Consider the following 23,471-nt stretch of genomic DNA (forward strand, 5'->3'; position numbering starts at 1 on the left):
GAGTTAATTTTGGAGGAGTTGATAAAGAATGCTAACGATTTACCTTGGTATAGATGTTGGCTCGGTGAGCACCAACGTTGTAGCCCTGGATGAACAAGGGCAGGTACTTACCACCGTCTACCTGCGTACCCGCGGCCAGCCAATCCAGGCCATCCAGGAAGGCTTACACCAGGTTGCAGCTACTTTAGGCAGAGGTACATGCGTCGCAGGTGTCGGTACTACCGGCAGCGGCCGTTCCCTGGCAGCTGTTATGGTAGGGGCTGATGTGATCAAAAATGAAATTACCGCCCATGCCGTGGCCGCCAGCTTCTCCGTTCCCGGGGTGCAGACAGTTCTGGAGATTGGCGGCCAGGATTCTAAGATTATCATCCTCCGCCAAGGCATAGTAACGGACTTTGCCATGAATACCGTCTGCGCGGCCGGTACCGGCTCCTTCCTGGACCAGCAGGCGGCCCGCTTAGGGATCCCCATTGAAGACTTCGGTCGCCGCGCCCTGGAGGCCAAAAGTCCGGTGCGTATTGCCGGGCGCTGCGCCGTCTTTGCCGAATCCGATATGATTCACAAACAACAGCAGGGTCATCCCCTTGAGGACATCCTCGCTGGTTTATGTGAGGCTCTGGTACGTAACTACTTAAATAACGTCGGCAAAGGGAAAGAAATCCTGCCGCCTGTTGTTTTCCAGGGTGGGGTGGCGGCCAATGCTGGCATGCGCCAGGCTTTTAACCGTGCCCTGGGGACGGAGGTAATCGTCCCCGAACACTACGGTGTCATGGGAGCCTTTGGGGCCGCCCTGCTGGCCAGGGAAATGCAGCCTAAAGCAAGCACCTTTAGGGGCTTTGATCTTACCGAGCGGGAATTCCGTACCGGTGGTTTTGAGTGCCAGGGTTGCGCTAATCACTGTGAAGTGGTGGAACTGCGAGAAGGACGGCAGGTCCTGGCCCGTTGGGGCGACCGCTGCGGTAAATGGAGTAACGCCGTAGCGGTATAAAACTACGCCCCCTGGTAGAACCGCCAGGGGGCGTATGGTGCTCACTTTTCTTTGCCGGCAGCAACCTCCAGATTACCCGGGGACCAAGAGATTATACTCGTCAGGTATTCCCGGAAGGGCCCGGCCAGGTCCGGGCGGGCCAGGGCGAATTCTACGGTAGCCTGGAGAAAGCCCAATTTATCACCGATATCGTAACGCTTACCCTGGAAACGGTAGGCATAAACCCGTTGTTGCTGCGCCAGCAGGCGAAGGGCATCGGTTAGCTGGATTTCACCACCGGCCCCAGGTTTTACCCCGGCCAGGAGGGGGAAGATTTCCGGCACCAGGATATAACGGCCGATTACGGCCAGGTTAGAAGGGGCTTCTTCCGGCCGCGGCTTTTCTACCAGGTCTTTAACCTCGATGAGACGGCCGTTGATTTCCAGGGGTTCGATGACGCCGTAACGGTTGACTTCGTCCCGTGGTACTTCCTGGACAGCAATTACTGCAGACTTAACTTCATTGTAAACTTCCAGCATCTGTTCCAGGCATGAGGGGTGGTTCACGATGATGTCGTCCCCCAGCAGGACGGCAAAGGGCTCCTGGCCGATAAATTTACGGGCACAGTAAACGGCATGTCCCAACCCCAGCTGTTCCTTCTGCCTTATATAGTGGATATCGGCCAGTTCAGCCACCTTTTCCACTAGGGCCAGCAGGTCTTCTTTGTCCTTTTCCCGCAGGAGGTTCTCCAGTTCCAGGGAACGGTCAAAATGATCCTCAATGGCCCGTTTGTTTTTCCCGGTAATAATGAGGATGTCCTCTATTCCAGCATTAACGGCTTCTTCGACTATGAATTGGATGGCTGGCTTGTCAACAATTGGTAGCATTTCTTTGGGCTGGGCCTTGGTGGCCGGCAGGAAGCGGGTGCCCCATCCGGCAGCTGGAATGATGGCTTTCTGTACCGTTGACAACAAATATCACCTCGTTCTCAGGATTTTAAAATTTTTATTGTTCTCGGGTCCGGGATAGACTTGGCCTTTTATTATAAAGAGATCAGAAGCTCCAGGAACTGAACAACTTCTGCCGGGGATGGTAAAAAATAGCGGGCTTTGCTGGCAACCCCGTTACCTACGCGGATGGCCAGGCCGCCGGCGGGCAAAGCAGCGAAGGCATCTTCATCGGTCCGGTCATCGCCTAAATAGACGGGTAATGACCGGGGCCATTGCCTGGTGAAGTAGGCTACCGCCAAGCCCTTGTTTATGCCCCGGCGACGAACTTCAAGCACTTTATGACCGGAAAGCAGTTCGACATTGTTATTTAAAAAGGGCTGCATGGCCCGGCGAAACTGTTTTAAGGCTATCGCAGCTAGCTTTGGGTCAGCCAGGCGGTAATGTAGGGCTATAGCTTCACCTTTATTTTCTACAAAAACTCCAGGAATATCTGCTATTATCTGGCGGGCCAGCCTAAAAATATCTTTCCAGGGGATATCTTCTTGCCCGGAAGGCAGGAGATTGATTACCTGCCTTTCCGGTGTAGCTACCTCTGCCCCGTGCAGGCCAGCAAGATAAAGCCCTGCCACTGGCAGCAACTCCTGCAGGTCCTTTAGACCCCGGCCACTAATTATGGCCAGGTGGAAGCCTGGCCTGGATACCAGCTGCCGCAGCAAGGTCAGGAGATGAATATTGGGACGGGCCAGCTCTGGCCGGGGCGCCAGGGGTACAAGGGTGCCGTCATAGTCACACATAAGGAGCACTTCGGGGTAATCACGGACTTTAGCTGCTAGCTGAGCCGGAGACACTGGGTGTTTCCCCTTCCCGGGCCATCATGGCCTGGTGGAAACAGGTCAACCACCAGCGGATATCATGGCGGCGTACCTTTTCCTGCATCAGGCGCATTCTTTTTTCCTGCTCGGCCCGGCCCATGTTCAGGGCTGTATTTAAAATCATGGCCATGCCATCAATATCGTATGGGTTGACGAGGACGGCACCCTTCAATTCCTGGGCGGCACCGGCAAAGCGGCTTAAGACCAGGACCCCGCTGCCGTCATATCGGGAAGCTACATATTCTTTAGCCACCAGGTTCAGGCCATCACGCAAAGGCGTAACCATCATGACATCGGCTGCCAGGTAATAGGCTACCAATTCTTGTCGGGGCAGGCCCCGCCAGAAGTAGTGGACGGGGCGATAACTACCTTCGCTGAAGCGGCCGTTGATCCGGCCCACGGCAGCTTCTACTTCTTCCTTTAGCTGGCGGTAGGCCGGTACGGCCGTCCTGCTGGGTACGGCAATCTGGACCAGGGCCGCCCGGCCGCGCCATTCGGGTACTTTTTCCAGCAGGCGTTCCCAGGCCAGCAGCCTTTCCAGGATACCCTTGGTATAATCCAGCCTTTCTACACTCAGGGCCAGGTGTTCAACACCAAACTGGCTGCGCAAGGCTCTAGCCCGGGCCCGGGTAGCCGGATCTAATGCCTGGCGCTGGAAGGCCTGGTAATCGACACCCATGGGCCAGGCACCGACATGGATGCGCCGCTGTTGCCAGTAGACAACATTGTGCTCAAAATCCACCCGGGCATCCAGCAGGGTGGCGACGGCATTCAGGAAATTATCGACATAAGATTGCAAATGAAAGCCCAGGACATCGGTGCCCAGGAGACCGCGCAAGAATTGGGGCGCCCAGGGAAGGGTGGCCAGGAGATCGTGGTGGGGAAAGGGGATATGCCAGAAAAAGAACTGCTTTAATTGCGGCTTGCGGTGGCGGATTTGGGCCGGTACCAGGGCCAGGTGATAGTCGTTGACCCAGACGGTATCGCCTTCCCTGGCTTCCATAAGTGCAGCATCGGCAAATTTAGCGTTGACTTTAACATATGTTTCCCATTCCAGGGAGTTATAACAACACTTTTCTAAAAAATAATGGCACAGGGGCCACAGGGCACTGTTGGTAAAACCGTGGTAATAAAGCTTTATTTCCTCGGCAGTCAGGGGAACCTCCCGGAAGGTATAGGCCGGATCGTCCTGGGGAACCGGTAAACGTACCCCGGGAGTATTGTCCTGTGGCGCATCGCGCCCGCCCCAGGCAACCCAGACACCACCCTTTTCCTTTAAGAATGGTTCTACCGCCGAGACGAGGCCGCTGATGGCCGGTACAGGTTGGATACCGCTGTCAGTGGCTTGCAAATTGTAGGCACCCCGGTTGGAAACCATAATAATTTTAGCAGCCTGTTTTTTAGCCACTTAGCATACCTCCTTTTAGCCTGTGCCTATTGTCGAGACCTACTTCACTCCTTTAAAATAAAATTAAAAATAAAATTAAACCCCGAGGGACCGGGGTATGTAAGTATCGATATATCCCCTTCCACGCTTACGAAGTTAGCTGACGGATTCGGGCTGAAGGTTAGCCCTACTCACCGGAATTAACCGGCAAGATTCACCCCGGAAAAATGGGTCCCCCGCTTACGGCTGTTGCACCGCAATTCAGCGTTCCAGGATATACAAATTAATTATATCATATTTATTATATCATACTGGTAACGAAATGCAAATATTACGTTTTATATATTGGAAATAAATTCCAAAAACCGCTCAATCTTTCTAAAAACACACAGGAGGGTGATATATGCTGGAAACGTCCCTGGATTTACGCAATAGTCCATGTGTATTGGAACCCCGGACAGAAGTCCTAAAAGAAGGGAATATTTTCCTTATTTCCCTGCCGGATGGTTCCATTATTGACCAGGACAACAGCAGCCTGGGCCTGTATTATAATGATACCCGTTATCTAAACTGCCTGGAACTCACCGCTGGCGGGTGGCGGCCTGTTTTCCTTTCCTCCTCTGTGCGCGACAGCCATTTTACCCAGATTGAATTAACCAATCCCGTTTTTGCTCTGAGTGATGGTAAAGTAGTACCAGCCCAGTCCATCCACCTCCGCCTTTTGCGGCTGATTAAAGGGGCCCTCTACCAGCGTTTACGCTTAATCAATTTTAATCCTTTCCCCGTAAATTTAAACCTTCATTTTACCATCGGTGCTGATTTCCGGGATGTTTTTGAAGTTCGCGGCAGCCGGCGCCAGCGCCGGGGAGAATTTTTAAAAACAGAAGTTCACCACCAGGGGTTAATCCTCGCTTACCTGGGCCTGGACAACGTGATCCAGACTACGCATATTACCTTCGAACCGGCACCGACCAGTATTGTAGGCCGGCCGGGCCGGGCGGAAGTTACCTATGACCTTACCCTGCCCCCCCAAAAAAAGCTTTACCTGTACTTAAGGATTGAACCCGACGGGCAAAACATGTTCCCGGCCACGCATATCAGCGACCTTTTTGCCGCAGCCACCATAGAGCTGGCCGGTTCTTACCACCAGTGGCAAAAGGAATGCACCCAGATCTGGACGGATAACAATTTTATTAATGATATGTTCCGCACGGCCATCACCGACCTGAAGGCCCTGGAAATTGATTATCCCGGGGAGGGGAAAATTATTGCCGCCGGGATACCGTGGTATACCGCTCCTTTTGGCCGGGATTCCCTCATCACTTCCTGGCAGACCCTTATCTTAAACCCGGATCTAGCCCGCCATACCCTGCGGTTCCTGGCCCGTTACCAGGGGAAGCAGGTGGACAAATGGCGGGAAGAAAGGCCGGGAAAAATACTCCATGAGTTGCGGCGGGGCGAGATGACCCGCTGCCAGGAAGTACCCCACAGTCCATATTATGGTTCCATAGATGCCACCCTGTGGTTTATTATCCTCCTTGCTGCCGCCTACAGGTGGACTTTAGATCAGGATCTGTTACAGGAAATGGTCACCCCTTTAAGGCGCTGCCTGCACTGGTGCGTGCGTTATGGCGACTTAGATGGTGACGGTTACCTGGAATACCAGCGGGAATCGTCGGCAGGCCTGACCAACCAGGGGTGGAAAGATTCCTGGGATGCCGTAGTCGACCGTGAAGGGCGCATCCCCGAAGGACCTGTGGCCCTGGTAGAAGTCCAGGCCTATTACTACCTGGCCCTCCTTGAAGCAGCCCACTTATTTTCAGTCCTGGGGGACAAGAGAACGGCGACTGAGCTGAAGGCGCAGGCGAGCAGGTTAAAAATGCGTTTCAACCGGGATTTCTGGCTGGAAGAAGAAGGATACTTAATTTTTGCCCTGGATGGCAAAAAAAGACCTCTTACCACCCTGGTCTCCAACGGCGGCCACGCCCTTTTCACCGGCATCCTGGAACCAGAGCGGGCCCGGAAAGTGGCCCGGCGCCTGCTGGCGGGGGACTTTTATTCCGGCTGGGGTATTCGTACCATGAGTAAAAATGAAAAAGCATACAACCCCATGAGCTACCATAACGGTTCCGTCTGGCCTCACGATAATGCCATTATCGCTGCCGGCCTGCGCCGCTATCAATGCCTTGAAGAGTTATCGCGGCTGGCCGGCGGCCTTTTCGCCGCCAGCTCTTTCTTTAATTACCGGCGCTGGCCGGAACTGTTTTGTGGTTTTACCCGCCGGGGGTTGAGCGGCCCGGTGCGTTACCCCGTTGCCTGTGACCCCCAGGCTTGGGCGGTGGGCAGCCTGTTTACCTTCTTACAGAATTTACTGGGCATCGAGGTGCGGGAGAATACCCTTTATATTTCCCGGCCCTTATTAATACCCGGTACCAGTAGGGTGGTAATCAGAAATCTAGCTGTCGCCGGTAGCCGCCTGGACCTGGCCTTTGAAGAAAAGGATGGACGGATCTTTGCCCATGTTTTAAAGAAAGAGGGGGCAATTAAAGTAATCATCGAAGCCTGATGGATTTGTCCTTTCTTGACTTTCCTTTAAGCTCTATATAAAATTAAATTGTATATTTTTATCAATAAAGGGAGGCTGATGTAATATGCGCATTGCCATGTTACACTGGGCATTTCCGCCGATTATCGGGGGAGTGGAATCTCACCTTGCCCTCCTATGCCCTTACCTGGTCCAGCAGGGGCACCAGGTAAGCCTCCTGACGGCCACAGCCCCCGGAGCGCCGGAGAGAGAGAGCTGGCGGGGAGTAACCATTAAGCGTTCAACTTTACTTGATCTGAACTCTTTAACCCCGGAAACCATTGAAGCCAGAGCCGGAGAAATAAAGCATCTACTGGAAAGCTTTTTACTGGAATGCAGGCCCGATATCGTTCACGCCCATAACTTCCATTACTTTAGTTTCGTCCATGCTGCCAGCCTGCAGGAAATCTGCCGCCGGCACGGCTGGCCTCTTATCCTTACGGCTCATAATGTCTGGGAAGACGAGCTGTGGGCAAAGATGAATACTCTAGCTCAAGGGTGGGACCAGATTATAGCCGTCAGCCATTACATACGCCAGGAACTCATGGTAAATGGTTATCCCCCCGAGCGGCTGACGGTAGTTTACCACGGCACCGATACGGCTACTTTTCGGCCGCCTACCCCGGCGGAACTCCAGTCTATCTATGCTACTTATCCGGAATGGCGGGGCCGGCGCCTTATTTTCCATCCGGCGCGCATGAGCCGTGCCAAAGGCTGTGATGTGAGTATTCGCGCCCTTGACCTTGTCCGCCGGGAAATTCCCAACGTTTTACTGATTCTGGCCGGTACTACCAATACCGTCGACTGGGGCCAGAAACAACCGGGGGAAGTAGCCTGGATTCAGGAACTCATTACCAGCCTGGGCCTCGAAAAAAATGTCTTTATCCGCTTCTTCCCCTGGCAGGAAATACCGGCAGTGTATAAAGCGGCCGAGGTTTGCCTGTACCCGTCGTCTTTCCAGGAGCCCTTCGGACTGGTAATGCTGGAAGCCATGGCTACGGCCAGGCCCATAATTGTCAGCCGGGCCGGAGGTATGCCGGAGATAATCCGTCCCGGTTATAACGGCTTTTTAGTCTCCATGGGTAACTACCAGGAACTAGCCCGCTACACAACCTTCCTGCTTCGCAATCCGGAGGTAGGCACGGCCATGGGCCAGAACGGTCGTCGCCTGGCTGAAGAAGACTTTACTACGGCCGTAATGGCCCGCAACACCTTGGCGGTATACAGCCAGTTGCTGGCCCTGCCCCGGGCCAGTTAGGTCAAAAATGGGAACCGTTAGAGGTTCCCTTAATTTTTCTAGACATGGCAGGCAGCCTCGGTTAAAATGAGAATATACTGGGTGAAAGGAGTAACCGGTTTTAATGCACCTACAGGGTACCATGCAGGTAAATTCTAGAGGTAAACTTACCATCGGAGGCTGCGATGTTGTCGAGCTCGTCCGGGAGTTCGGCACCCCCCTTTACATTTTTGATGAAGACTGTATCCGTAACAACTGCCGGGAGTTTTACCGGGCCTTTGGCGTGAAGGAAGGCCTGTCCAGGGTTATCTACGCCGGCAAAGCTTTTTTGACTGCCGCTATGTGCCGGATTATCGCCAGTGAAGGCCTGGGATTGGATGTGGTTTCCGGGGGCGAACTTTACACGGCCCTCGCGGCCGGATTTCCCGTAGAAAACATTTATTTCCATGGCAACAATAAAAGCTATGCCGAAATCTGCCAGGCCCTGGAGGCCGGGATAGGGAGGTTTGTAGTCGATAATTTTGCCGAACTGGAGCTCTTAAGCCGCTTGAGCACGGAACGGGGCCAGGTAGCGCGGGTAATTTTAAGGGTGACACCGGGGATTGAAGCCCATACTCATAATTATATTCGTACCGGCCAGATCGATTCCAAGTTCGGCTTTACCCTGCCCAATGGCCAAGCCCTGGAAGCCGCCAGGCGGGTCAAAGATTTACCTGGCATTGAGTTCAAAGGTTTACACTGCCATATAGGTTCCCAGATTTTTGAGCTGGAACCCTACAACCAGGCGGCTGCCGTTATGATGGAACTGGCCGCCGCTATTAAAGAAACGACGGGTTTGATTACCTCTGAACTTGATCTGGGAGGCGGTTTTGGCATATATTATACTGCTGAGGACCATCCCCAGCCGATTAACGCCTATGCCGAAACAATCCTTACCAGGGTCAGGGAGGAAGCCCGGGCCTTAAACCTGCCTCAACCCCTGGTAATTGTTGAGCCGGGCCGCGCCATTATCGGGCCGGCGGGCAGCACTGCCTATACCGTGGGCACCATTAAAGAAATTCCCGGGGTGCGCAAGTATGTGGCCGTTGATGGCGGCATGGCCGATAACATTCGGCCCGCCCTTTATGGCGCTAAGTATGAAGCTATTCTGGCCAATAAAGCCAATCTCCCGGCCACAGAGACGGTAGCCATTACCGGTAAATGCTGCGAGTCCGGCGATATGCTTATCTGGGAAGCAAAGCTTCCCCGGGTGGAAGCCGGCGATATCCTGGTCATTTCCTGTACCGGTGCTTATGGCTACACCATGGCCAGCAATTACAACCGCCTGGGCCGGCCAGCCGCCGTCTTGGTCCGCGAAGGAAACGCTGACCTGATTTTAAAGCGGGAAGATTACAACGATCTGCTTCGCAATGACGTCGTTCCGGCACGGCTGATTTGTACAAGATAAATTCCGTGGCAAACGATGATCTCCTACCAGAAATTTTTCCGCCGCAACCAGCTGCGCATCCTGTTCCAGGCCAGAAAAATAGCCTCTGTTAAAGGCCAGCGGGTTTACCTGGTAGGCGGGACGGTCCGGGACCTGCTCCTGAGCCGGCCCGAGGTCGACCTAGACCTGGCAGTGGAGGGCGACGGCCTTCTCTTTGCCCGGGAACTGGCCCGGCAGTTAGGCGGGCGCGCAGTTTTTCACGAGCGTTTTCTGACGGCTACTGTCTACTGGAGCGGCGAGCGGGTGGACGTAGTCACCGCCCGCCGGGAATATTATCCCCGGCCTGGAGCCCTGCCCGAAGTGGAGGCGGCGACCCTTGAGGCCGACCTGGCCCGGCGGGATTTTAGCGTCAATGCCATGGCTCTTCCTTTAATGGCCCGCGACTTGGGGGAAATCCTGGATCCTTTCGGCGGGCGGGAAGACCTGGCCCGGCAAATCTTAAAGGTGCTGCACCGGGACAGCTTTCGTGATGACCCCACCCGCCTTTTAAGGGGGGTGCGTTTCGCCACCCGTTTGAAATTTAACCTGGAAGAAGAGACCTGCTCTTTAGCAAGGGAGGCCCTGGCAGGAGGTTACCTGAACCTTATAGAACCGGAGCGTTTCTGGCAGGAATTTATCCTTTTACTCAAAGAACGGCGGCCAATAGCGGCCTGGGAAAGTTTAATCGACCTGGGCTGGCGGGGTTTACCTGGAGGCGGATTGCCCGATGTGGCCGCCGGCCGGCGGGCGGAAAAACTCCTCTGCCAGTGGAAATGGCGGGGCCAGCGCCCCATAGATGCCAGCCTGGTTTATTTTTTAATCGCCACGGCAAAATTAAGGGCAACAGAACTGGATGAGGTCCTGGATAGTTTGAATTTTGGCCGCAAAAAGCGCAGTAAGATTTATGCCGCCAGGGATTTGCTGCCGGAACTGGCTCCCTGCCTGGCGCGAGGTTTCCTGCCCGAATACATGGCGGCAGGCCCCCGCATGGCCCCGGAAGCACTGATTTTTATCCTGGCCATGGCTGGGTGGAGCCGGCTACCAGCGCGGGTATCACCCTGATGGAAAGGAGACGGTCATGCACCTGCAAAGTTTACCCCAGCTGATCTTAGGCATCCCGGCCATTTTAATTGCCCTGACCTTTCATGAGTATGCCCACGGCAAGATGGCCTACATCCTGGGCGACCCGACGGCCAGGAACCAGGGACGGTTAACCTTAAACCCCCTGGCCCACCTGGACATCCTGGGAACCCTGCTCCTTATTGTGGCCGGTTTTGGCTGGGCTAAACCGGTGCAAATCAACCCCTATTACTTCCAGATGGACCGGCGTAAAGGGATGATGCTGGTGGGCCTGGCCGGGCCCGCCATGAACCTGGTGCTGGCCTACCTGGCGGCAGTTGTCCTGCAGGTCTTTCTCAGGTTTGATGTAGGCGGCTACTGGCTGGCTACTTTTTTAAACCTCTTGGTTGGTTATAACGTGGTCCTGGCTGTTTTTAACCTTATCCCCGTACCGCCCCTGGACGGTTCCCGCGTCCTGGCCGGCATCTTACCCCCGGAAGGAGCGGCGGCAGTTTACCAGTTAGAAAGCTACGGTACCTTGCTTTTACTGCTCCTTATTGCTACTGGAATTATCGGCCGCATCATGGGTCCTCTGGTTACCCTGGTACTCGATTTGATTATTACGGCCAGCGGCCTGGCATTTATATAAGTAGAGGAGTGTTTCATAGAATGCGTATTTTGAGCGGCATGCGACCCACAGGGCGGCTGCATATCGGCCACCTGAGCGTGCTGGAAAATTGGGTGCGCCTGCAGGAAGAAAACGAATGCTTTTACTTTATTTCCGACTGGCACGCCCTGACTACAGGTTATGACAATACCGCAGAGCTGCAGGAGAATATCCGCGCCATGCTCCTTGACTGGTTGGGCGCCGGATTAGACCCCGAGCGCAGCACCATCTTCGTCCAGTCCCATGTCAAGGAACATGCCGAGCTCCATCTGCTCTTTTCCATGTTCACCCCCTTGTCCTGGCTGGAACGCGTCCCCACCTACAAGGATCAGATCCAGCAGCTGGGTAAAGAGGGTAAGGACGTGTCAACCTATGGTTTTTTGGGCTATCCCCTCCTGATGGCCGCTGATATCCTTATCTACCTGGCCGACGGCGTCCCGGTGGGCGAAGACCAGTTGCCCCATCTGGAGTTCTGCCGGGAAGTGGCGCGCCGGTTTAACTACCTGTATAAAACTTCCCTTTTCCCCGAGCCCCAGGCCCTGTTAGCTAAAGTCGCCATGTTACCCGGCATTGACGGCCGCAAGATGAGTAAAAGCTATCACAATGACATTCCCATGTCGGCTGCACCGGAAGAGGTGTGGGAAAGGGTCCGGCTTATGGTCACCGACCCGGCCCGGATTCACAAAACCGATCCCGGGCACCCGGAAGTATGCCTGGTCCACCGCTACCACGAGATTTATAATGGTGAAGAAATTGAAGAGACGCGGGTCAGCTGCCGGGGCGGCCGCATTGGCTGTGTCCCCTGCAAAAAACGCCTGGCGGAAAAAATAAACGCCTTCCTGGAACCAGTCCGGGAGCGCCGGGCCCGTTGGGCGGCGCGGCCGGAGCTGGTTGATGAGATCCTGGCAGCCGGAGCCGCAAAAGCCAGGGCCACGGCGGGCCGGACTATGGCCATGGTCCGGGAGGCCATGGGAGTGTAACTTAAATGGGGTGGGGCGCATGATCGGCAATATTCGGCTGGATATATTTCAGGGCCCCCTCGATCTCCTCCTCACCCTGATTGAACGCCAGGAAATCGATATCCAGGCTATACCTGTTGCCGAGGTGACGGCCCAGTACCTGGAATACCTCCATGAAGTAGAGGAGCTAGACCTGGACTGGGCCAGTGAATTTTTAGTCCTGGGCGCCGAACTGTTAGCCCTCAAGGCCAGGCTGCTCCTGCAACGCCCCCTTAAGGGCGGGTCGGGAGAGGAAGAAAAGGGAGAGGGCGAGGACCCCGCCAGGCTCCTGGCCGAGCGTCTTATAGAATACCGCCGCTACCGGGAGGCAGCCGCCCATCTCGGCGATCTAGCAGCTCAAGGAGCCCTTGTCTTTGGCCGTCCCCTGGACCAGGAAGCCGTCGCCCGGGCCCTGGCTGGTGTTAACCCCCTGGCCGGGATAACACCTGTAGATCTAGCCCGCGCCCTGGTTAGGGTGCTGGCAAGGCAGCCTGTCACCCCCAAGCCGGAAACCCGTACCATTACCCGCCCGGCCCTGACCCTGGTGGGGCAAATACGCACCATCCTGCGGCGCCTCAAACAGGAGGAGGACCTTACCCTGGCCACTCTTTTAAGTCCCCGGCCCACGCGCCTGGAAGTGGCGCTGACCTTCCTGGCCCTGCTGGAACTGGCGCGCCGGGGACGGGTAAGCCTTGTCCAGGAAGAAGCCTTTGGTACTATTAAAGTAAGCCGGCTGTCGCCCGGTGAGACCGCTGCTGCAGGGGGGTGATCCCTTTGCCGTTATTTTTTAGCGAAGATAAAAGGGCAGCCCTGGAGTGCCTCCTCTTTGTAGCCGGGGGGCCGGTACCGGTTGGTACCCTGGCCGCCTGCCTGGGGCTGAGTAGCGATGATGTAGTTGAGCTGGCTTTAGAATTGAAAACGCTCTATGATGAAGAGGGGCGGGGCCTGCAGATCCGGGAGGTAGCCGGCGGCTACCAGATGTGCACCCGGCCCCAGTTTGCTAATTATGTTGAGGCCTTCCTGCAACCCGAGTTGCCTGCCCTGTCCATGGCCGCCCTGGAAACCCTGGCCATTATTGCCTACCGCCAGCCCGTTACCCGGGCGGAAATAGAAAATATCCGCGGAGTCAAGGTGGATGGAGTTTTAAATACCCTCTTAAGCCGTGGCCTTGTCCAGGAAGCAGGGCGTAAAGACGCCCCCGGCCGGCCCATCCTTTATGCTACCACTCCTCGCTTTCTGGAATTTTTGGGTTTAAAAGATTTATCCGAGCTGCCGCCCCTGGATGAAGCGGCGGCCGGGCAGGAATAGTATATAAGGCGCCTCCGGTGGAAAAATAGGGGCAAACTGGCTGCCGGGGGTGGTGAAGTGTTGTGGGCCTGGACGGCAGGGATAGTTGCGGGTTTCCTTTTATTACTCCTGGTACCGGTGCAGCTGGAGGTAACTTACCGGCAAATAGCTGGAGAAGAAAAACTTGAGATAAAACTTAATTTACCGGGAGACTGGGGCCGGTGGGAAGTGGCATTCCCCGCCTTCCGTGACTGGTGGCCGGGGCAAAGTCACCGGCGACTGGAAACCCTCTTGCCGGGAGAAAGGGTAGAAGCAGGATTACCCGGGGAAGTAGCCCAGCGTCCTGCCAGGGGCAAAAGGTGGAATGCCGGTCGGATAGCCCGCTTCATCACCGCCGGGCCGTTAGGGTACTGGTTACATAAATTAAATAATTTAAAGGGCATCTGGCGGCATTTTTTCGCCCGGGTGACCTGCCGGCATTGGCGTTTATTTTTAACCCTGGGGACGGGTGATCCGGCAACTACGGCTTTTGTTTACGGTACCAGCTGGACCATCCTGGCCTGGATGTATCAGAACCTGCGGCGGCGAGCCCGACTGGATTTCCGCGCACCCGAATGGCAGGTAACACCTCTCTTCGATACGCCGGGCTGGCAGGCCGATTTCAACTGCATATTTACCCTTAAGTTAGGTCATATTATAAGTGCCGGAGTACAATCTTTATGGCTATTGCTGCAGATAGTCTGGCAGATGAGGAGGGGCAGGTGCAGGTGCCCGAACATCCCATAGAGGCTTTAATGAAGACCGCCATGGAAAGCATCAAGGATATGGTTGATGTTAATACCGTTGTGGGCGATCCTATAGAAACGCCGGACGGCCATGTGATCGTCCCTGTATCCCGCGTTTCGGCCGGTTTTGTTGCCGGAGGCACTGAATATGAACCCGGCCAGGAAGACGGTGGTGGAGGCGGTAAATCCTTACCCTTTGGCGGCGGTAGCGGCGCCGGTGTTTCCGTCCAGCCGGTGGGCTTCCTGGTGGTGGGAAAGGAGCAAATCCGGCTGCTGCCGGTTGACGGCAATGCTGTTGTGGACCGGATTATCGATGTCGCCCCCCAGGTGCTGGAAAGGCTCCAGGAACTCCTGGGGAAAGGTAAGAAGGAAAAGGGTAACGGCAATAATTCCCCCGCCCCTGTACGAACGAAAATGGTCTTACGCCCCCAGGAAGAGACATGAAATAATCCCTGAGATTATGGCCCGGGTTCTCATATACCGGGTTTTTAATTTGTTTCCGGCCTCTCAAGTCCCGTTCTAGAAAATGCCCTCCCTTCATAAATGTTACCAGGAAGGTAAATTATGGAGGGAGTGGCAATGGTTAATATCATCTGGTTATTAATGCTTCTAGCAGGCATTATCGTGGCCAGCTTTACCGGCCACATTGAAGTAGTTACCGAAGCTTCCCTGGAGGCGGCCCAGACGGCCGTAACCCTGGCCTTTGAACTGATTGGGCTCATGTCCATGTGGCTCGGGCTTTTAAAGATTGCCGAGGAAGCCGGCCTGGTAGGCCTCCTGGCGCGGCTTTTACGCCCCTTTACCTGTTATCTTTTCCCGGAAATACCACGGGATCACCCGGCCATTGGTTCGATCATTATGAATTTAAGCGCTAACATCCTGGGCCTGGGCAATGCCGCCACCCCTTTTGGCCTCAAGGCCATGCAGGAATTACAAACTTTAAACCCCCGCCCTGAAGAAGCCACCCCGGCCATGTGTACCTTTTTGGGATTAAATACCGGCTGCCTGACCCTTATTCCGGCGACCATAATTGGCATCCGGGCGGCAGCCAGCTCCACCGACCCGACCATCATCGTCGGACCTACTATTTTAGCAACCGGATTCAGCATGATCACGGCCGTGGTTGCCGATCGTTTCTTGCGCCGGTTTTATAACGGGCGCCGGGGGTGAAGGAACGTGACTGAACTCATACTTGAGGTTTCGCGCTGGGCGATTCCCATGGTTCTTTTTTTTATCCCCCTGTATGGGTACCTGCGGGGCGTACCGGTTTATGAAACCTTTGTTGCCGGGGCCGAAGACGGATTCAAGGTGGCAGTAAAGATTATTCCTTTCCTGGTGGGCATGCTGGTGGCCATCGGGGTTTTCCGGGCTTCCGGGGCCATGGACCTCTTGGCGCGGCTACTGAACCCTGTCCTTCAACTGATTGGCGTGCCGGGAGAAATTTTACCTCTGGCCATCATGCGGCCCCTTTCCGGCGGGGGAGCTCTGGGAATAGCAGCCGAGCTAATCGGTAACTACGGCCCGGATTCCTTTATCGGCCGCCTGGCTTCGGTGATGCAGGGCAGTACCGATACTACCTTTTATGTCCTGACGGTTTATTTTGGGTCGGTAGGGGTGCGGCGCTATCGCTACGCCCTGGCCCTGGGGCTCCTGGCCGATATTTCCAGCCTTATAGCCGCCATCGTTATCTGCCGGTTGATGTTTGGTTAGTTTTTAAATTACCCTTCTCGAAATTCAACAGCCACTCTTTGGTTGCCAGCCCCCCCAAAAAACCTACCAGCCGGCCGTCCTTACCAATGACCCGGTGACAGGGTATAATAATACCGACAGGATTACGACCGATGGCCTGTCCTACAGCCCGGACCGCTCCCGGCCTGCCGATGACCCGGGCAATATGGCTGTAACTGCAGGTGGTACCGTAGGGGATCTTTTGCAGGGCTGACCAGACGGCCAGCTGGAAGGGCGTACCGCAAAGGTCCAGGCGCAGGGAAAAAGAAAAGCGCCGGCCGTCAAAGTACTCGTCCAGCTGCCGGAGAACTTCCCGGCAAGAGCTGCCGTTTTCATCCACGTTGATGGTTGCGCCACGGGATTTTTGGGCCAGGTAGCTGGGGGTTGTTCCAGGTGCCTCCCCGGGGAATGACAGGCGGCAGAGGCCCGCCGGGCCTGTTACTATCGTCAGGTTACCGATAGGAGAGGGATAATGGCTAATGGTAAACAATTCTTTCGGCATGATGGCGTTACCTCCCCGCGTTCTAGCCTTCTTTCCACCAGGCCAGGAATAGGGCCAGGATACTCATGCCGGCGGCATAACCGGCCAGGACATCGGTGGGGTAGTGCACACCCAGGTAAAGGCGGCTGAAACCCAGTAAAAGCAAAAAAATAAGGGTAACCGGAACCATATGGCCGCGACAACGGGGAGGGCATATTTTTAACAACCACAGGACCAGGAGACCAAAGAAGACGGTTCCCATCATGGCGTGACCGCTGGGAAAACTAAAGCCCGGTGCAGGTTCCAGGGGGCCGAGACTGGGCCTGGGACGGTGATAAAAATTTTTTAGCCATTCCATAATGCCCCAGGTACCATTCATGGTAATTAACACGCCCCAAAAGCCCTGCCAACGACGCCAGGTATAGTAGGCAAGACTCAAAGCAGCCGTTGCAGGATAAAAGAAAGTCGGGGTGCCGAAGAAAGTAATAAACCTGAAGAAATGGGTAGCCGCAGGCGTTCGCCGGGCCATTATACCTGCCAGGACCAGGAGATCGAGATTGGCCGCATGGGGTATGGCAGCGGTCAGCAGAAAAAAGATAAGAATCATAGCAATGGCAAGCAAGATGAGACGGTGACGGGACAAAGTGGAACCCCCTCGTGCGAGACTTTTCCTGGCTAAAATAACCCCGGGACTGTAATATTTTCTGATAGTACCCAGAGGGTAACATTATTGTCGTGATGTAAGGGTAGTCTTTATAAAAAAATCAGTATAGCACTATTGCCTTTAAAAGGGGAATTATGATAGCATAATAACGTTAACGGAGGTTTTTATGCGTTTACAAAAATACCTGGCCCAAACGGGGGTGGCTTCTCGGCGTCATGCGGAGGAGATGATCCGGGCCGGCCGGGTAAAGGTTAATGGTAAAATTGTTACTGCTATGGGCGTCCAGATAATACCGGGCCGGGACGAGGTAACTGTCGATGGCCGGCCTATTACCGGTCCGGAAGAAAAAGTCTATGTATTATTATATAAGCCGCCCGGTTATGTAACAACGGTCTCCGACCCCCAGGGGCGCCCTAAAGTAGTTGACCTGGTCAAAGACGTGCCTGCCAGGTTATATCCCGTCGGCCGCCTGGATTATGCTACCGAAGGCCTTTTATTACTTACCAATGATGGAGAATTGACCTTAAGGCTCACCCACCCGCGCTATCGTATACCTAAAACTTATCTGGCCCTGGTAAAAGGAGTGCCGGATGCTAATACTATTACCCATTTACGCCGGGGTGTCAAGCTGGAAGATGGCCTTACCGCCCCGGCGTGGGTACAAATGCGCCGGATTAAAGGGGACCATGCCCTGCTGGAATTAACCCTGCGTGAAGGACGCAAACGAGAAGTAAGGCGCATGCTGGCTACAGTAGGTCACCCGGTAGTCAGGCTGAAACGCATTAAATTTGCCTTTCTCACCCTGGGAGATTTAAAACCGGGAGAATACCGCCGCCTTACTCCTGCCGAAGTAACCCGGCTGTATCGCCTGGTGGGTTTAGATTTTCCTCCTCGTTGAAAAGACAATGGTGTGGTAAAATAAGGTGAAAAAGAGAGGAGGAGAAAGATTTGGCAGGTTTGGAGCTGGGGCTGGTGCAGGTCTATACCGGCGAGGCTAAAGGCAAGAGTACGGCCGCCTTTGGCCTGGCCTTAAGGGCCTGCGGGCACGGTCTCAAGGTACTGATTGTCCAGTTTATGAAAACGCCTGACTACGGCGAACATAAAGCCTTCCCGCGGCTGGCGCCGGAGGTAGAGGTAAAAACCTTTGGCCGCAAGGGTTTCATCCACCGGGGCGGTGCCAGGCCGGAAGATTATGAGCAGGCCAGGGCGGCCCTGGCCTTTGCCCGGGAAGCCATGCTTGGCGGCAGGGTAGATATTCTCATCCTGGATGAAATCAACAACGCCCTTTATTTCGGCCTGTTAACAGAAGAAGAAGTCCTGGCTTTCCTGATGGAGCGGCCGCCGCATGTGGAAGTCATCCTCACCGGCCGCAATGCCCCGCCTAGAATTATTGAGGTTGCTGACCTGGTAACGGAAATGCGCCAGGTAAAGCACCCTTATGAAAAGGGGATAAAGGCCAGGAAAGGGATAGAATACTAGGAACGCCAAACGTTGAATTTTACTTCCCAGGCAGGAATTTCCGCGTAGGGTGCGAATATGTAAGTTTAATACATTTTACAGGAGGTGAATTCCTGGCCGGCTTTTTGGGGCCAGGAGAAAAGTGGCCGTAGTGTATTATGATCAGGATGCCGACCTGGGCGTCCTTAAAGGCAAGAAAATCGCCGTTATGGGCTATGGCAGCCAGGGACATGCCCAGGCACAGAACTTAAAGGACAGTGGCCTTGATGTAATCGTGGGCCTGCGCCCTGGCAGTAAATCGTGGGCGGCAGCTGAGGCTGCGGGCTTAAAGGTCGCGACGGTGGCTGAAGCTGCGGCCGCAGCCGATATTATCCAGATTTTGTTGCCTGACGAGACCCAGGCCAGGGTCTATCGTGAGGAGATCGCCCCGCACCTTACGGCAGGCAATGTTCTTATGTTCTCCCACGGTTTTAATATTCACTTCAACCAGATTGTGCCGCCGGCGGATGTGGATGTCATTATGGTTGCTCCAAAAGGACCAGGCCACCTGGTACGCCGGATGTATGTAGAAGGCCAGGGGGTACCGGCCCTTCTGGCCATTCATCAGGATGCCAGCGGCAGGGCTAAAGAAATCGGCCTGGCTTATGCTAAAGGAATAGGTGCTACCCGGGCCGGTGTAATTGAGACTACTTTCAAAGAGGAAACCGAAACTGACCTGTTTGGCGAACAGGCTGTCCTCTGCGGCGGAGCCACCGCCCTGGTCAAGGCCGGCTTCGAAATCCTGGTGGAGGCGGGTTACCAGCCGGAAATCGCTTACTTTGAATGCCTGAACGAACTAAAGCTTATTGTCGACCTCATGTATGAAGGCGGCATCAAGTACATGCGCTATTCCATCAGCGACACGGCTGAGTACGGCGATGTCACCAGGGGGCCCAGGATTATCGACGACCATGTCCGGGCCACCATGAAGGCCATCCTTAAAGAGATCCAGGACGGTGTCTTTGCCAGAGAGTGGATCCTGGAAAACCAGGCCGGCAGGCCGAGCTTTAATGCTTTAAGGAAAAATGAACGGGAGCACCTTATCGAACAGGTGGGCGATTCTTTACGGGAAATGATGCCCTGGTTGAAAAAGTAAAGCAGGCGGGAATCAGACGGGGTGAAGGAAGCCCCGGGATCTTCCCGGGGCTTTAATTTATTAACTTTATTATTAACTTTTGGGTGAAAGGAGTGGCGAGGGAATAATTTGCTAATAATAAAAAGGCTAAAGTTAAATTATTGAAGGGGAGGAAACACTTGTGGAACTCCTGGCACCTGTAGCAGGAATACTGGCACTTGTGTTCGCTTTTTACCTCACCAACAAGATTAACAGGGCCGATCCCGGGAATGCGCGCATGCAGGAAATAGCGGCAGCCATCCACGAAGGGGCCATGGCTTTTTTAATGCGGGAATACCGCACCCTGATCTTTTTTGTTCTGGGTATGGCGGCTCTGATCGTAATTACCGGCTTTCTTACCCAGGGTGCTGAAAGCATGCAGCCGGTAACGGCCGTTGCCTATGTGGCTGGAACCCTCTGCTCTATTGGGGCCGGCTATATTGGCATGCAGGTTGCTACCAGGGCCAATGTCCGGACGGCCAATGCCGCCCGCCACAGTCCCAACGCTGCCCTGGAGATAGCCTTTTCCGGCGGTTCAGTCATGGGTATGGCTGTAGTGGGTCTTGGCCTTTTAGGCCTCGGCATTGTTAATCTCATTTTTAAAAATCCCAGTATCGTCAATGGCTTCGCCCTGGGGGCCAGCTCCATTGCCCTTTTTGCCCGGGTGGGCGGTGGTATTTATACCAAGGCGGCCGACGTGGGCGCAGACCTGGTGGGTAAAGTGGAAGCCGGTATACCGGAAGATGACCCCCGCAATCCTGCGGTGATTGCCGATAACGTTGGCGATAACGTAGGCGATGTCGCCGGTATGGGAGCCGATCTTTTTGAATCATACGTTGGCTCCATTATCTCCGGTATTGCCCTGGCGGCAACTTTAAATATCCCCAATGGTACCCTTGTACCCCTGATGATTGCCGCTGCCGGCATTGTATCCTCCATTATCGGCGCTTTCTTTGTCCGGACCAGCGAGGGGGCCAATGCCCAGAAGGCTTTGAATACCGGCACCATGGTGGCGAGTATACTGGCGATTATAGGTACATTCCTGGCTACCCGCCTGTTACCTTCTCAATTTGTTGTCGGTTCTGCTACCTATACTTCCCTGGGGGTATTTATAGCCACCATAGCCGGCCTTATTGCCGGAGTTCTCATTGGCCGCATTACCGAATATTATACTTCCGGCGATTATGAGCCGGTGAAAGAAATTGCCAAAGCTTCCCAGACCGGTACCGCCACCAACATTATTGAGGGGTTAAGTACCGGTATGTTGAGTACTGTTTTACCCATCCTGGTAATTATCATTGCTATCCTTGCTGCCTATCATTTTGCCGGCCTTTACGGTATTGCCCTGGCGGCAGTTGGGATGCTGTCAACGACCGGAACCACGGTAGCCGTGGATGCCTATGGACCAATTGCCGATAATGCCGGCGGCATTGCCGAAATGGCAGAGCTGGATCCTAAAGTCCGTAAGATTACCGATGCCCTGGATTCTGTTGGCAATACTACTGCTGCCATTGGTAAAGGTTTTGCCATTGGCTCGGCAGCTTTAACGGCCCTGGCCCTATTTTCCGCCTATACGACTGCCGCCAGGATAGCTACTATTGACCTTACTAACCCAAAAGTAGTTGGTGGGCTTTTTATCGGCGGTATGCTGCCTTTTCTCTTTGGTGCCCTGACAATGAAGGCAGTGGGGCGGGCTGCCTTCCATATGATTGAAGAAGTGCGCCGGCAGTTCAAATCCATCCCGGGTTTAATGGAAGGTAAAGCCCGGCCGGATTACGCCCGCTGTGTAGCCATTAGCACCGGAGCAGCCTTGAAAGAAATGATCATTCCCGGCCTCCTGGCCGTAGTGGTACCCCTGGCAGTGGGGCTGATCCCCGGTCTGGGTAAAGAAGCCCTGGGGGGCCTTCTCGCCGGAGCTACGGTGACAGGCTTTTTGCTGGCCGTAATGATGGCCAATGCCGGCGGCGCCTGGGATAACGCCAAAAAGTATATTGAAGGTGGGAATTTCGGCGGTAAAGGCTCACCGGCCCATGCAGCGGCCGTCAATGGGGATACTGTAGGCGATCCCTTTAAAGATACATCCGGGCCGGCCATGAACATTTTAATTAAGCTTATGACCATTGTTTCCCTGGTGTTTGCGCCTTTGTTTATGCAACTATAAGGGTTGTGCTAACCGGTAAGAATCGTAAGCGACATCAGCGCTTAAAAGCCCTTATCCCTCGTGGGGACAAGGGCTTTTTTCTAGGGAAAAATTAGCAAGCACTATTCTTTCAAACCCCTTACCCCCGCCACGTTGTTCGTAAGAATAGAACCAGGATCGTATATATTTCTAAACGGCCAACAAGCATCAACCATGATAGTAAATACTTGGCTGCTGCAGGTAAATGGGCATAATTATGGGCAGGGCCGACGGCGCCCAGGCCGGGGCCAACGTTTCCCAGGGTAGCGGCAACTGCACTGGCAGCTTCTTCCAATTTCAAGGAGGTTAAAGACATGAGTAAAGTTCCCAGGGCAAACAGCAGCAGATAGAAACCTATAAATTGAAGGATATTCAACACCAGTTCTTTATTTATTATGCCTATATTGCTGAAACGAATTGAAACTACGGCATGGGGATGAACGGCACGAAAAAGTTCTGCGATACCATTTTTTAATAACACTAACAGGCGCCCTACTTTAATCGATCCCCCTGTTGAACCGGTACACCCTCCTACAAACATTAACAACAAGAGCAAGGTGCGTGACAGGTTAGGCCATTGATCGAAGTCTACTGTGGCATAGCCCGTGGTAGTAACAATAGAAACTACCTGGAAGGCAGCCATGCGCAAGAGATTTTCTCCCGGGTTAAAACCTGCCAGGGATAGATCAACAACAATAATAATAAAGGCTGCCAAAATTATAGCACTATATAATTTAAACTCTGGGTTAAGCCAGAAATAAAAGGGATTCCTGAGCTTCACGGCCTGGTAATAAAGGGCAAAATTAACACCGGCCAAAAACATAAAGATAATAATAATCCATTGTATAAGGGGACTGTTATAATACCCGATACTGGCATTTTTGGTGGAAAACCCACCTGTAGCCATGGTCCCGAAAGTATGGACGACAGCTTCATATAAAGGCATACCCGCAAATAATAGTAGTAAAATTTCCAGAGCGGAGAGGAAGATATAGGTCCGCCAGAGGATTATCGCCGTTTCCTGGATGCGGGGCTTTATTTTCTCTGTAACCGGCCCGGGAGTTTCGGCCTGGAGTATTTGGATTCCCCCGGAACCTAACGGTGATAGGAGAGCTACAAAAAGGACGACTATTCCCATCCCGCCGAGCCAGTGGGTAAGACTACGCCAGAAAAGGATGGCACGTGATTGGGCCTCAATATCGGTCATTACACTGGCGCCGGTAGTAGTAAACCCGGAAACTGTTTCAAAAATGGCATCGGCAAGAGTAGGAAAGGTACCGGCAAATATGTAGGGCAAACTACCAAAGATTGTAGCTGCCACCCAGCTTAAAGCAACTACCGCGTAACCCTCGCGGCGACGGATCTCGCCATTATGAGAGGGCAAGGAACTCAAAGGGATGCCTGCAGCCAGGGTTATCGCGGCGCTGTAAGTAAAGGCCAGCCATTCTTTTTCCCCAAAATAAAGGGCTAATACCAGGGGCATCAGTAAAGAAAGGCCAATCAAAATTATAACTTTCCCCAAAAGCTGTAGAACTATCGGGTAGCGCATC

Annotated in this window: 23 protein-coding genes and 1 riboswitch; of the genes, 17 read left to right on the forward strand and 6 right to left on the reverse strand. The window is 54.0% G+C overall.

Annotated features, from left to right (window positions below):
• Positions 1–28: 28 nt before the first annotated feature.
• Positions 29–988, forward strand: a complete 960-nt coding sequence (locus tag FLZ89_RS12605; RefSeq protein WP_141264834.1) for an acyl-CoA dehydratase activase — start codon at positions 29–31, stop codon at positions 986–988.
• A gap of 41 nt (positions 989–1,029) precedes the next feature.
• On the opposite strand, the gene galU is transcribed toward FLZ89_RS12605, so the two are convergent.
• From galU to FLZ89_RS12620, 3 genes are all read right to left on the reverse strand, one after another.
• Complete coding sequence (gene galU, locus FLZ89_RS12610) at positions 1,030–1,938, reverse strand: UTP--glucose-1-phosphate uridylyltransferase GalU (RefSeq protein ID WP_172613608.1); 909 nt, start codon at positions 1,936–1,938, stop codon at positions 1,030–1,032.
• A gap of 71 nt (positions 1,939–2,009) precedes the next feature.
• Positions 2,010–2,765, reverse strand: a complete 756-nt coding sequence (gene otsB / locus FLZ89_RS12615) for a trehalose-phosphatase (RefSeq protein ID WP_141305086.1) — start codon at positions 2,763–2,765, stop codon at positions 2,010–2,012.
• Positions 2,740–4,197: an alpha,alpha-trehalose-phosphate synthase (UDP-forming) gene (locus FLZ89_RS12620; RefSeq protein WP_141305087.1), complete on the reverse strand. Its 1,458-nt coding sequence runs from the start codon at positions 4,195–4,197 to the stop codon at positions 2,740–2,742. Before FLZ89_RS12620 ends, otsB begins: the two co-directional genes overlap by 26 nt.
• Before the next feature lie 109 nt (positions 4,198–4,306).
• Positions 4,307–4,453, reverse strand: a riboswitch (cyclic di-AMP (ydaO/yuaA leader).
• Between the two features lie 126 nt (positions 4,454–4,579).
• Between FLZ89_RS12620 and FLZ89_RS12625 the strand changes: the two genes are divergently transcribed.
• The 12 genes from FLZ89_RS12625 (at position 4,580) to FLZ89_RS12680 (ending at position 15,968) form a co-directional block, all read left to right on the forward strand.
• Entirely contained in the window at positions 4,580–6,742 is a 2,163-nt protein-coding gene (locus FLZ89_RS12625) for an amylo-alpha-1,6-glucosidase (protein WP_141305088.1), read from the forward strand.
• Between the two features lie 85 nt (positions 6,743–6,827).
• Complete coding sequence (locus FLZ89_RS12630) at positions 6,828–8,018, forward strand: glycosyltransferase family 4 protein (RefSeq protein ID WP_141264829.1); 1,191 nt, start codon at positions 6,828–6,830, stop codon at positions 8,016–8,018.
• 103 nt (positions 8,019–8,121) lie between these two features.
• Positions 8,122–9,444 (forward strand): diaminopimelate decarboxylase, encoded by a 1,323-nt coding sequence (gene lysA / locus FLZ89_RS12635; protein WP_172613609.1) that lies wholly within the window; start codon positions 8,122–8,124, stop codon positions 9,442–9,444.
• Between the two features lie 15 nt (positions 9,445–9,459).
• A complete protein-coding gene (locus FLZ89_RS12640; RefSeq protein WP_172613610.1) occupies positions 9,460–10,524 on the forward strand; it encodes a CCA tRNA nucleotidyltransferase in 1,065 nt (354 codons plus the stop codon).
• Between the two features lie 16 nt (positions 10,525–10,540).
• Complete coding sequence (locus FLZ89_RS12645) at positions 10,541–11,170, forward strand: site-2 protease family protein (RefSeq protein ID WP_141264828.1); 630 nt, start codon at positions 10,541–10,543, stop codon at positions 11,168–11,170.
• Positions 11,171–11,190: 20 nt separating this feature from the next.
• A complete protein-coding gene (gene trpS, locus FLZ89_RS12650) occupies positions 11,191–12,168 on the forward strand; it encodes a tryptophan--tRNA ligase (RefSeq protein WP_141264827.1) in 978 nt (325 codons plus the stop codon).
• 19 nt (positions 12,169–12,187) lie between these two features.
• Positions 12,188–12,955 (forward strand): segregation and condensation protein A, encoded by a 768-nt coding sequence (locus tag FLZ89_RS12655; RefSeq protein ID WP_141264826.1) that lies wholly within the window; start codon positions 12,188–12,190, stop codon positions 12,953–12,955.
• Positions 12,952–13,494, forward strand: coding sequence for an SMC-Scp complex subunit ScpB (gene scpB, locus FLZ89_RS12660; RefSeq protein ID WP_253260447.1), 543 nt, complete (start codon positions 12,952–12,954; stop codon positions 13,492–13,494). The genes FLZ89_RS12655 and scpB overlap by 4 nt, the downstream gene beginning before the upstream one ends.
• A 57-nt stretch (positions 13,495–13,551) precedes the next feature.
• Positions 13,552–14,259, forward strand: a complete 708-nt coding sequence (locus FLZ89_RS12665) for a DUF2953 domain-containing protein (protein ID WP_172613611.1) — start codon at positions 13,552–13,554, stop codon at positions 14,257–14,259.
• A complete protein-coding gene (ytfJ, locus tag FLZ89_RS12670) occupies positions 14,241–14,702 on the forward strand; it encodes a GerW family sporulation protein (RefSeq protein WP_141305089.1) in 462 nt (153 codons plus the stop codon). Before FLZ89_RS12665 ends, ytfJ begins: the two co-directional genes overlap by 19 nt.
• Positions 14,703–14,837: 135 nt before the next feature.
• On the forward strand, positions 14,838–15,428 hold the full coding sequence (locus FLZ89_RS12675; RefSeq protein ID WP_172613612.1) for a nucleoside recognition domain-containing protein: 591 nt from the start codon (positions 14,838–14,840) through the stop codon (positions 15,426–15,428).
• Positions 15,429–15,476: 48 nt separating this feature from the next.
• The gene (locus FLZ89_RS12680; RefSeq protein ID WP_172613728.1) at positions 15,477–15,968 is read left to right on the forward strand and encodes a spore maturation protein; all 492 of its coding nucleotides are present in this window, start codon (positions 15,477–15,479) and stop codon (positions 15,966–15,968) included.
• On the opposite strand, the gene FLZ89_RS12685 is transcribed toward FLZ89_RS12680, so the two are convergent.
• Both FLZ89_RS12685 and FLZ89_RS12690 read right to left on the reverse strand, forming a co-directional pair.
• A complete protein-coding gene (locus FLZ89_RS12685; RefSeq protein ID WP_141305091.1) occupies positions 15,943–16,488 on the reverse strand; it encodes a methylated-DNA--[protein]-cysteine S-methyltransferase in 546 nt (181 codons plus the stop codon). The two genes, FLZ89_RS12680 and FLZ89_RS12685, sit on opposite strands and share 26 nt — an antisense overlap.
• Positions 16,489–16,510: 22 nt before the next feature.
• Positions 16,511–17,110 carry a phosphatase PAP2 family protein gene (locus tag FLZ89_RS12690; protein ID WP_172613613.1) on the reverse strand — a complete coding sequence of 200 codons (600 nt, stop codon included), beginning with the start codon at positions 17,108–17,110 and terminating at the stop codon, positions 16,511–16,513.
• A gap of 187 nt (positions 17,111–17,297) precedes the next feature.
• Between FLZ89_RS12690 and FLZ89_RS12695 the strand changes: the two genes are divergently transcribed.
• From FLZ89_RS12695 to FLZ89_RS12710, 4 genes are all read left to right on the forward strand, one after another.
• Entirely contained in the window at positions 17,298–18,029 is a 732-nt protein-coding gene (locus FLZ89_RS12695) for a pseudouridine synthase (RefSeq protein ID WP_141264820.1), read from the forward strand.
• A gap of 50 nt (positions 18,030–18,079) precedes the next feature.
• Complete coding sequence (gene cobO / locus FLZ89_RS12700; RefSeq protein WP_141264819.1) at positions 18,080–18,610, forward strand: cob(I)yrinic acid a,c-diamide adenosyltransferase; 531 nt, start codon at positions 18,080–18,082, stop codon at positions 18,608–18,610.
• A 121-nt stretch (positions 18,611–18,731) separates the two neighbouring features.
• Positions 18,732–19,724 (forward strand): ketol-acid reductoisomerase, encoded by a 993-nt coding sequence (gene ilvC / locus FLZ89_RS12705; protein WP_141264818.1) that lies wholly within the window; start codon positions 18,732–18,734, stop codon positions 19,722–19,724.
• Positions 19,725–19,884: 160 nt separating this feature from the next.
• The gene (locus FLZ89_RS12710; protein WP_141264817.1) at positions 19,885–21,903 is read left to right on the forward strand and encodes a sodium-translocating pyrophosphatase; all 2,019 of its coding nucleotides are present in this window, start codon (positions 19,885–19,887) and stop codon (positions 21,901–21,903) included.
• 118 nt (positions 21,904–22,021) lie between these two features.
• Here FLZ89_RS12710 and FLZ89_RS12715 read toward each other — a convergent pair whose 3' ends face one another.
• Positions 22,022–23,470 carry a TrkH family potassium uptake protein gene (locus FLZ89_RS12715; RefSeq protein ID WP_141305092.1) on the reverse strand — a complete coding sequence of 483 codons (1,449 nt, stop codon included), beginning with the start codon at positions 23,468–23,470 and terminating at the stop codon, positions 22,022–22,024.
• Between the last annotated feature and the right edge of the window lies 1 nt (position 23,471).

The sequence above is a fragment of the Moorella sp. E306M genome, assembly GCF_006538385.1.
In the GTDB taxonomy this organism is placed as follows: Bacteria; Bacillota; DSM-521; order Neomoorellales; family Neomoorellaceae; genus Neomoorella.

Coding starts and splice junctions, on each gene's coding strand:
- lysA (WP_172613609.1), top strand. CDS start 8,122: ATGCACCTACAGGGTACCATGCAGGTAAATTCTAGAGGTAAACTTACC.
- FLZ89_RS12630 (WP_141264829.1), top strand. CDS start 6,828: ATGCGCATTGCCATGTTACACTGGGCATTTCCGCCGATTATCGGGGGA.
- FLZ89_RS12695 (WP_141264820.1), top strand. CDS start 17,298: ATGCGTTTACAAAAATACCTGGCCCAAACGGGGGTGGCTTCTCGGCGT.
- FLZ89_RS12655 (WP_141264826.1), top strand. CDS start 12,188: ATGATCGGCAATATTCGGCTGGATATATTTCAGGGCCCCCTCGATCTC.
- trpS (WP_141264827.1), top strand. CDS start 11,191: ATGCGTATTTTGAGCGGCATGCGACCCACAGGGCGGCTGCATATCGGC.
- FLZ89_RS12675 (WP_172613612.1), top strand. CDS start 14,838: ATGGTTAATATCATCTGGTTATTAATGCTTCTAGCAGGCATTATCGTG.
- FLZ89_RS12715 (WP_141305092.1), bottom strand. CDS start 23,470: ATGCGCTACCCGATAGTTCTACAGCTTTTGGGGAAAGTTATAATTTTG.
- FLZ89_RS12685 (WP_141305091.1), bottom strand. CDS start 16,488: ATGCCGAAAGAATTGTTTACCATTAGCCATTATCCCTCTCCTATCGGT.
- FLZ89_RS12645 (WP_141264828.1), top strand. CDS start 10,541: ATGCACCTGCAAAGTTTACCCCAGCTGATCTTAGGCATCCCGGCCATT.
- FLZ89_RS12605 (WP_141264834.1), top strand. CDS start 29: ATGCTAACGATTTACCTTGGTATAGATGTTGGCTCGGTGAGCACCAAC.
- FLZ89_RS12625 (WP_141305088.1), top strand. CDS start 4,580: ATGCTGGAAACGTCCCTGGATTTACGCAATAGTCCATGTGTATTGGAA.
- FLZ89_RS12640 (WP_172613610.1), top strand. CDS start 9,460: ATGATCTCCTACCAGAAATTTTTCCGCCGCAACCAGCTGCGCATCCTG.
- FLZ89_RS12680 (WP_172613728.1), top strand. CDS start 15,477: ATGGTTCTTTTTTTTATCCCCCTGTATGGGTACCTGCGGGGCGTACCG.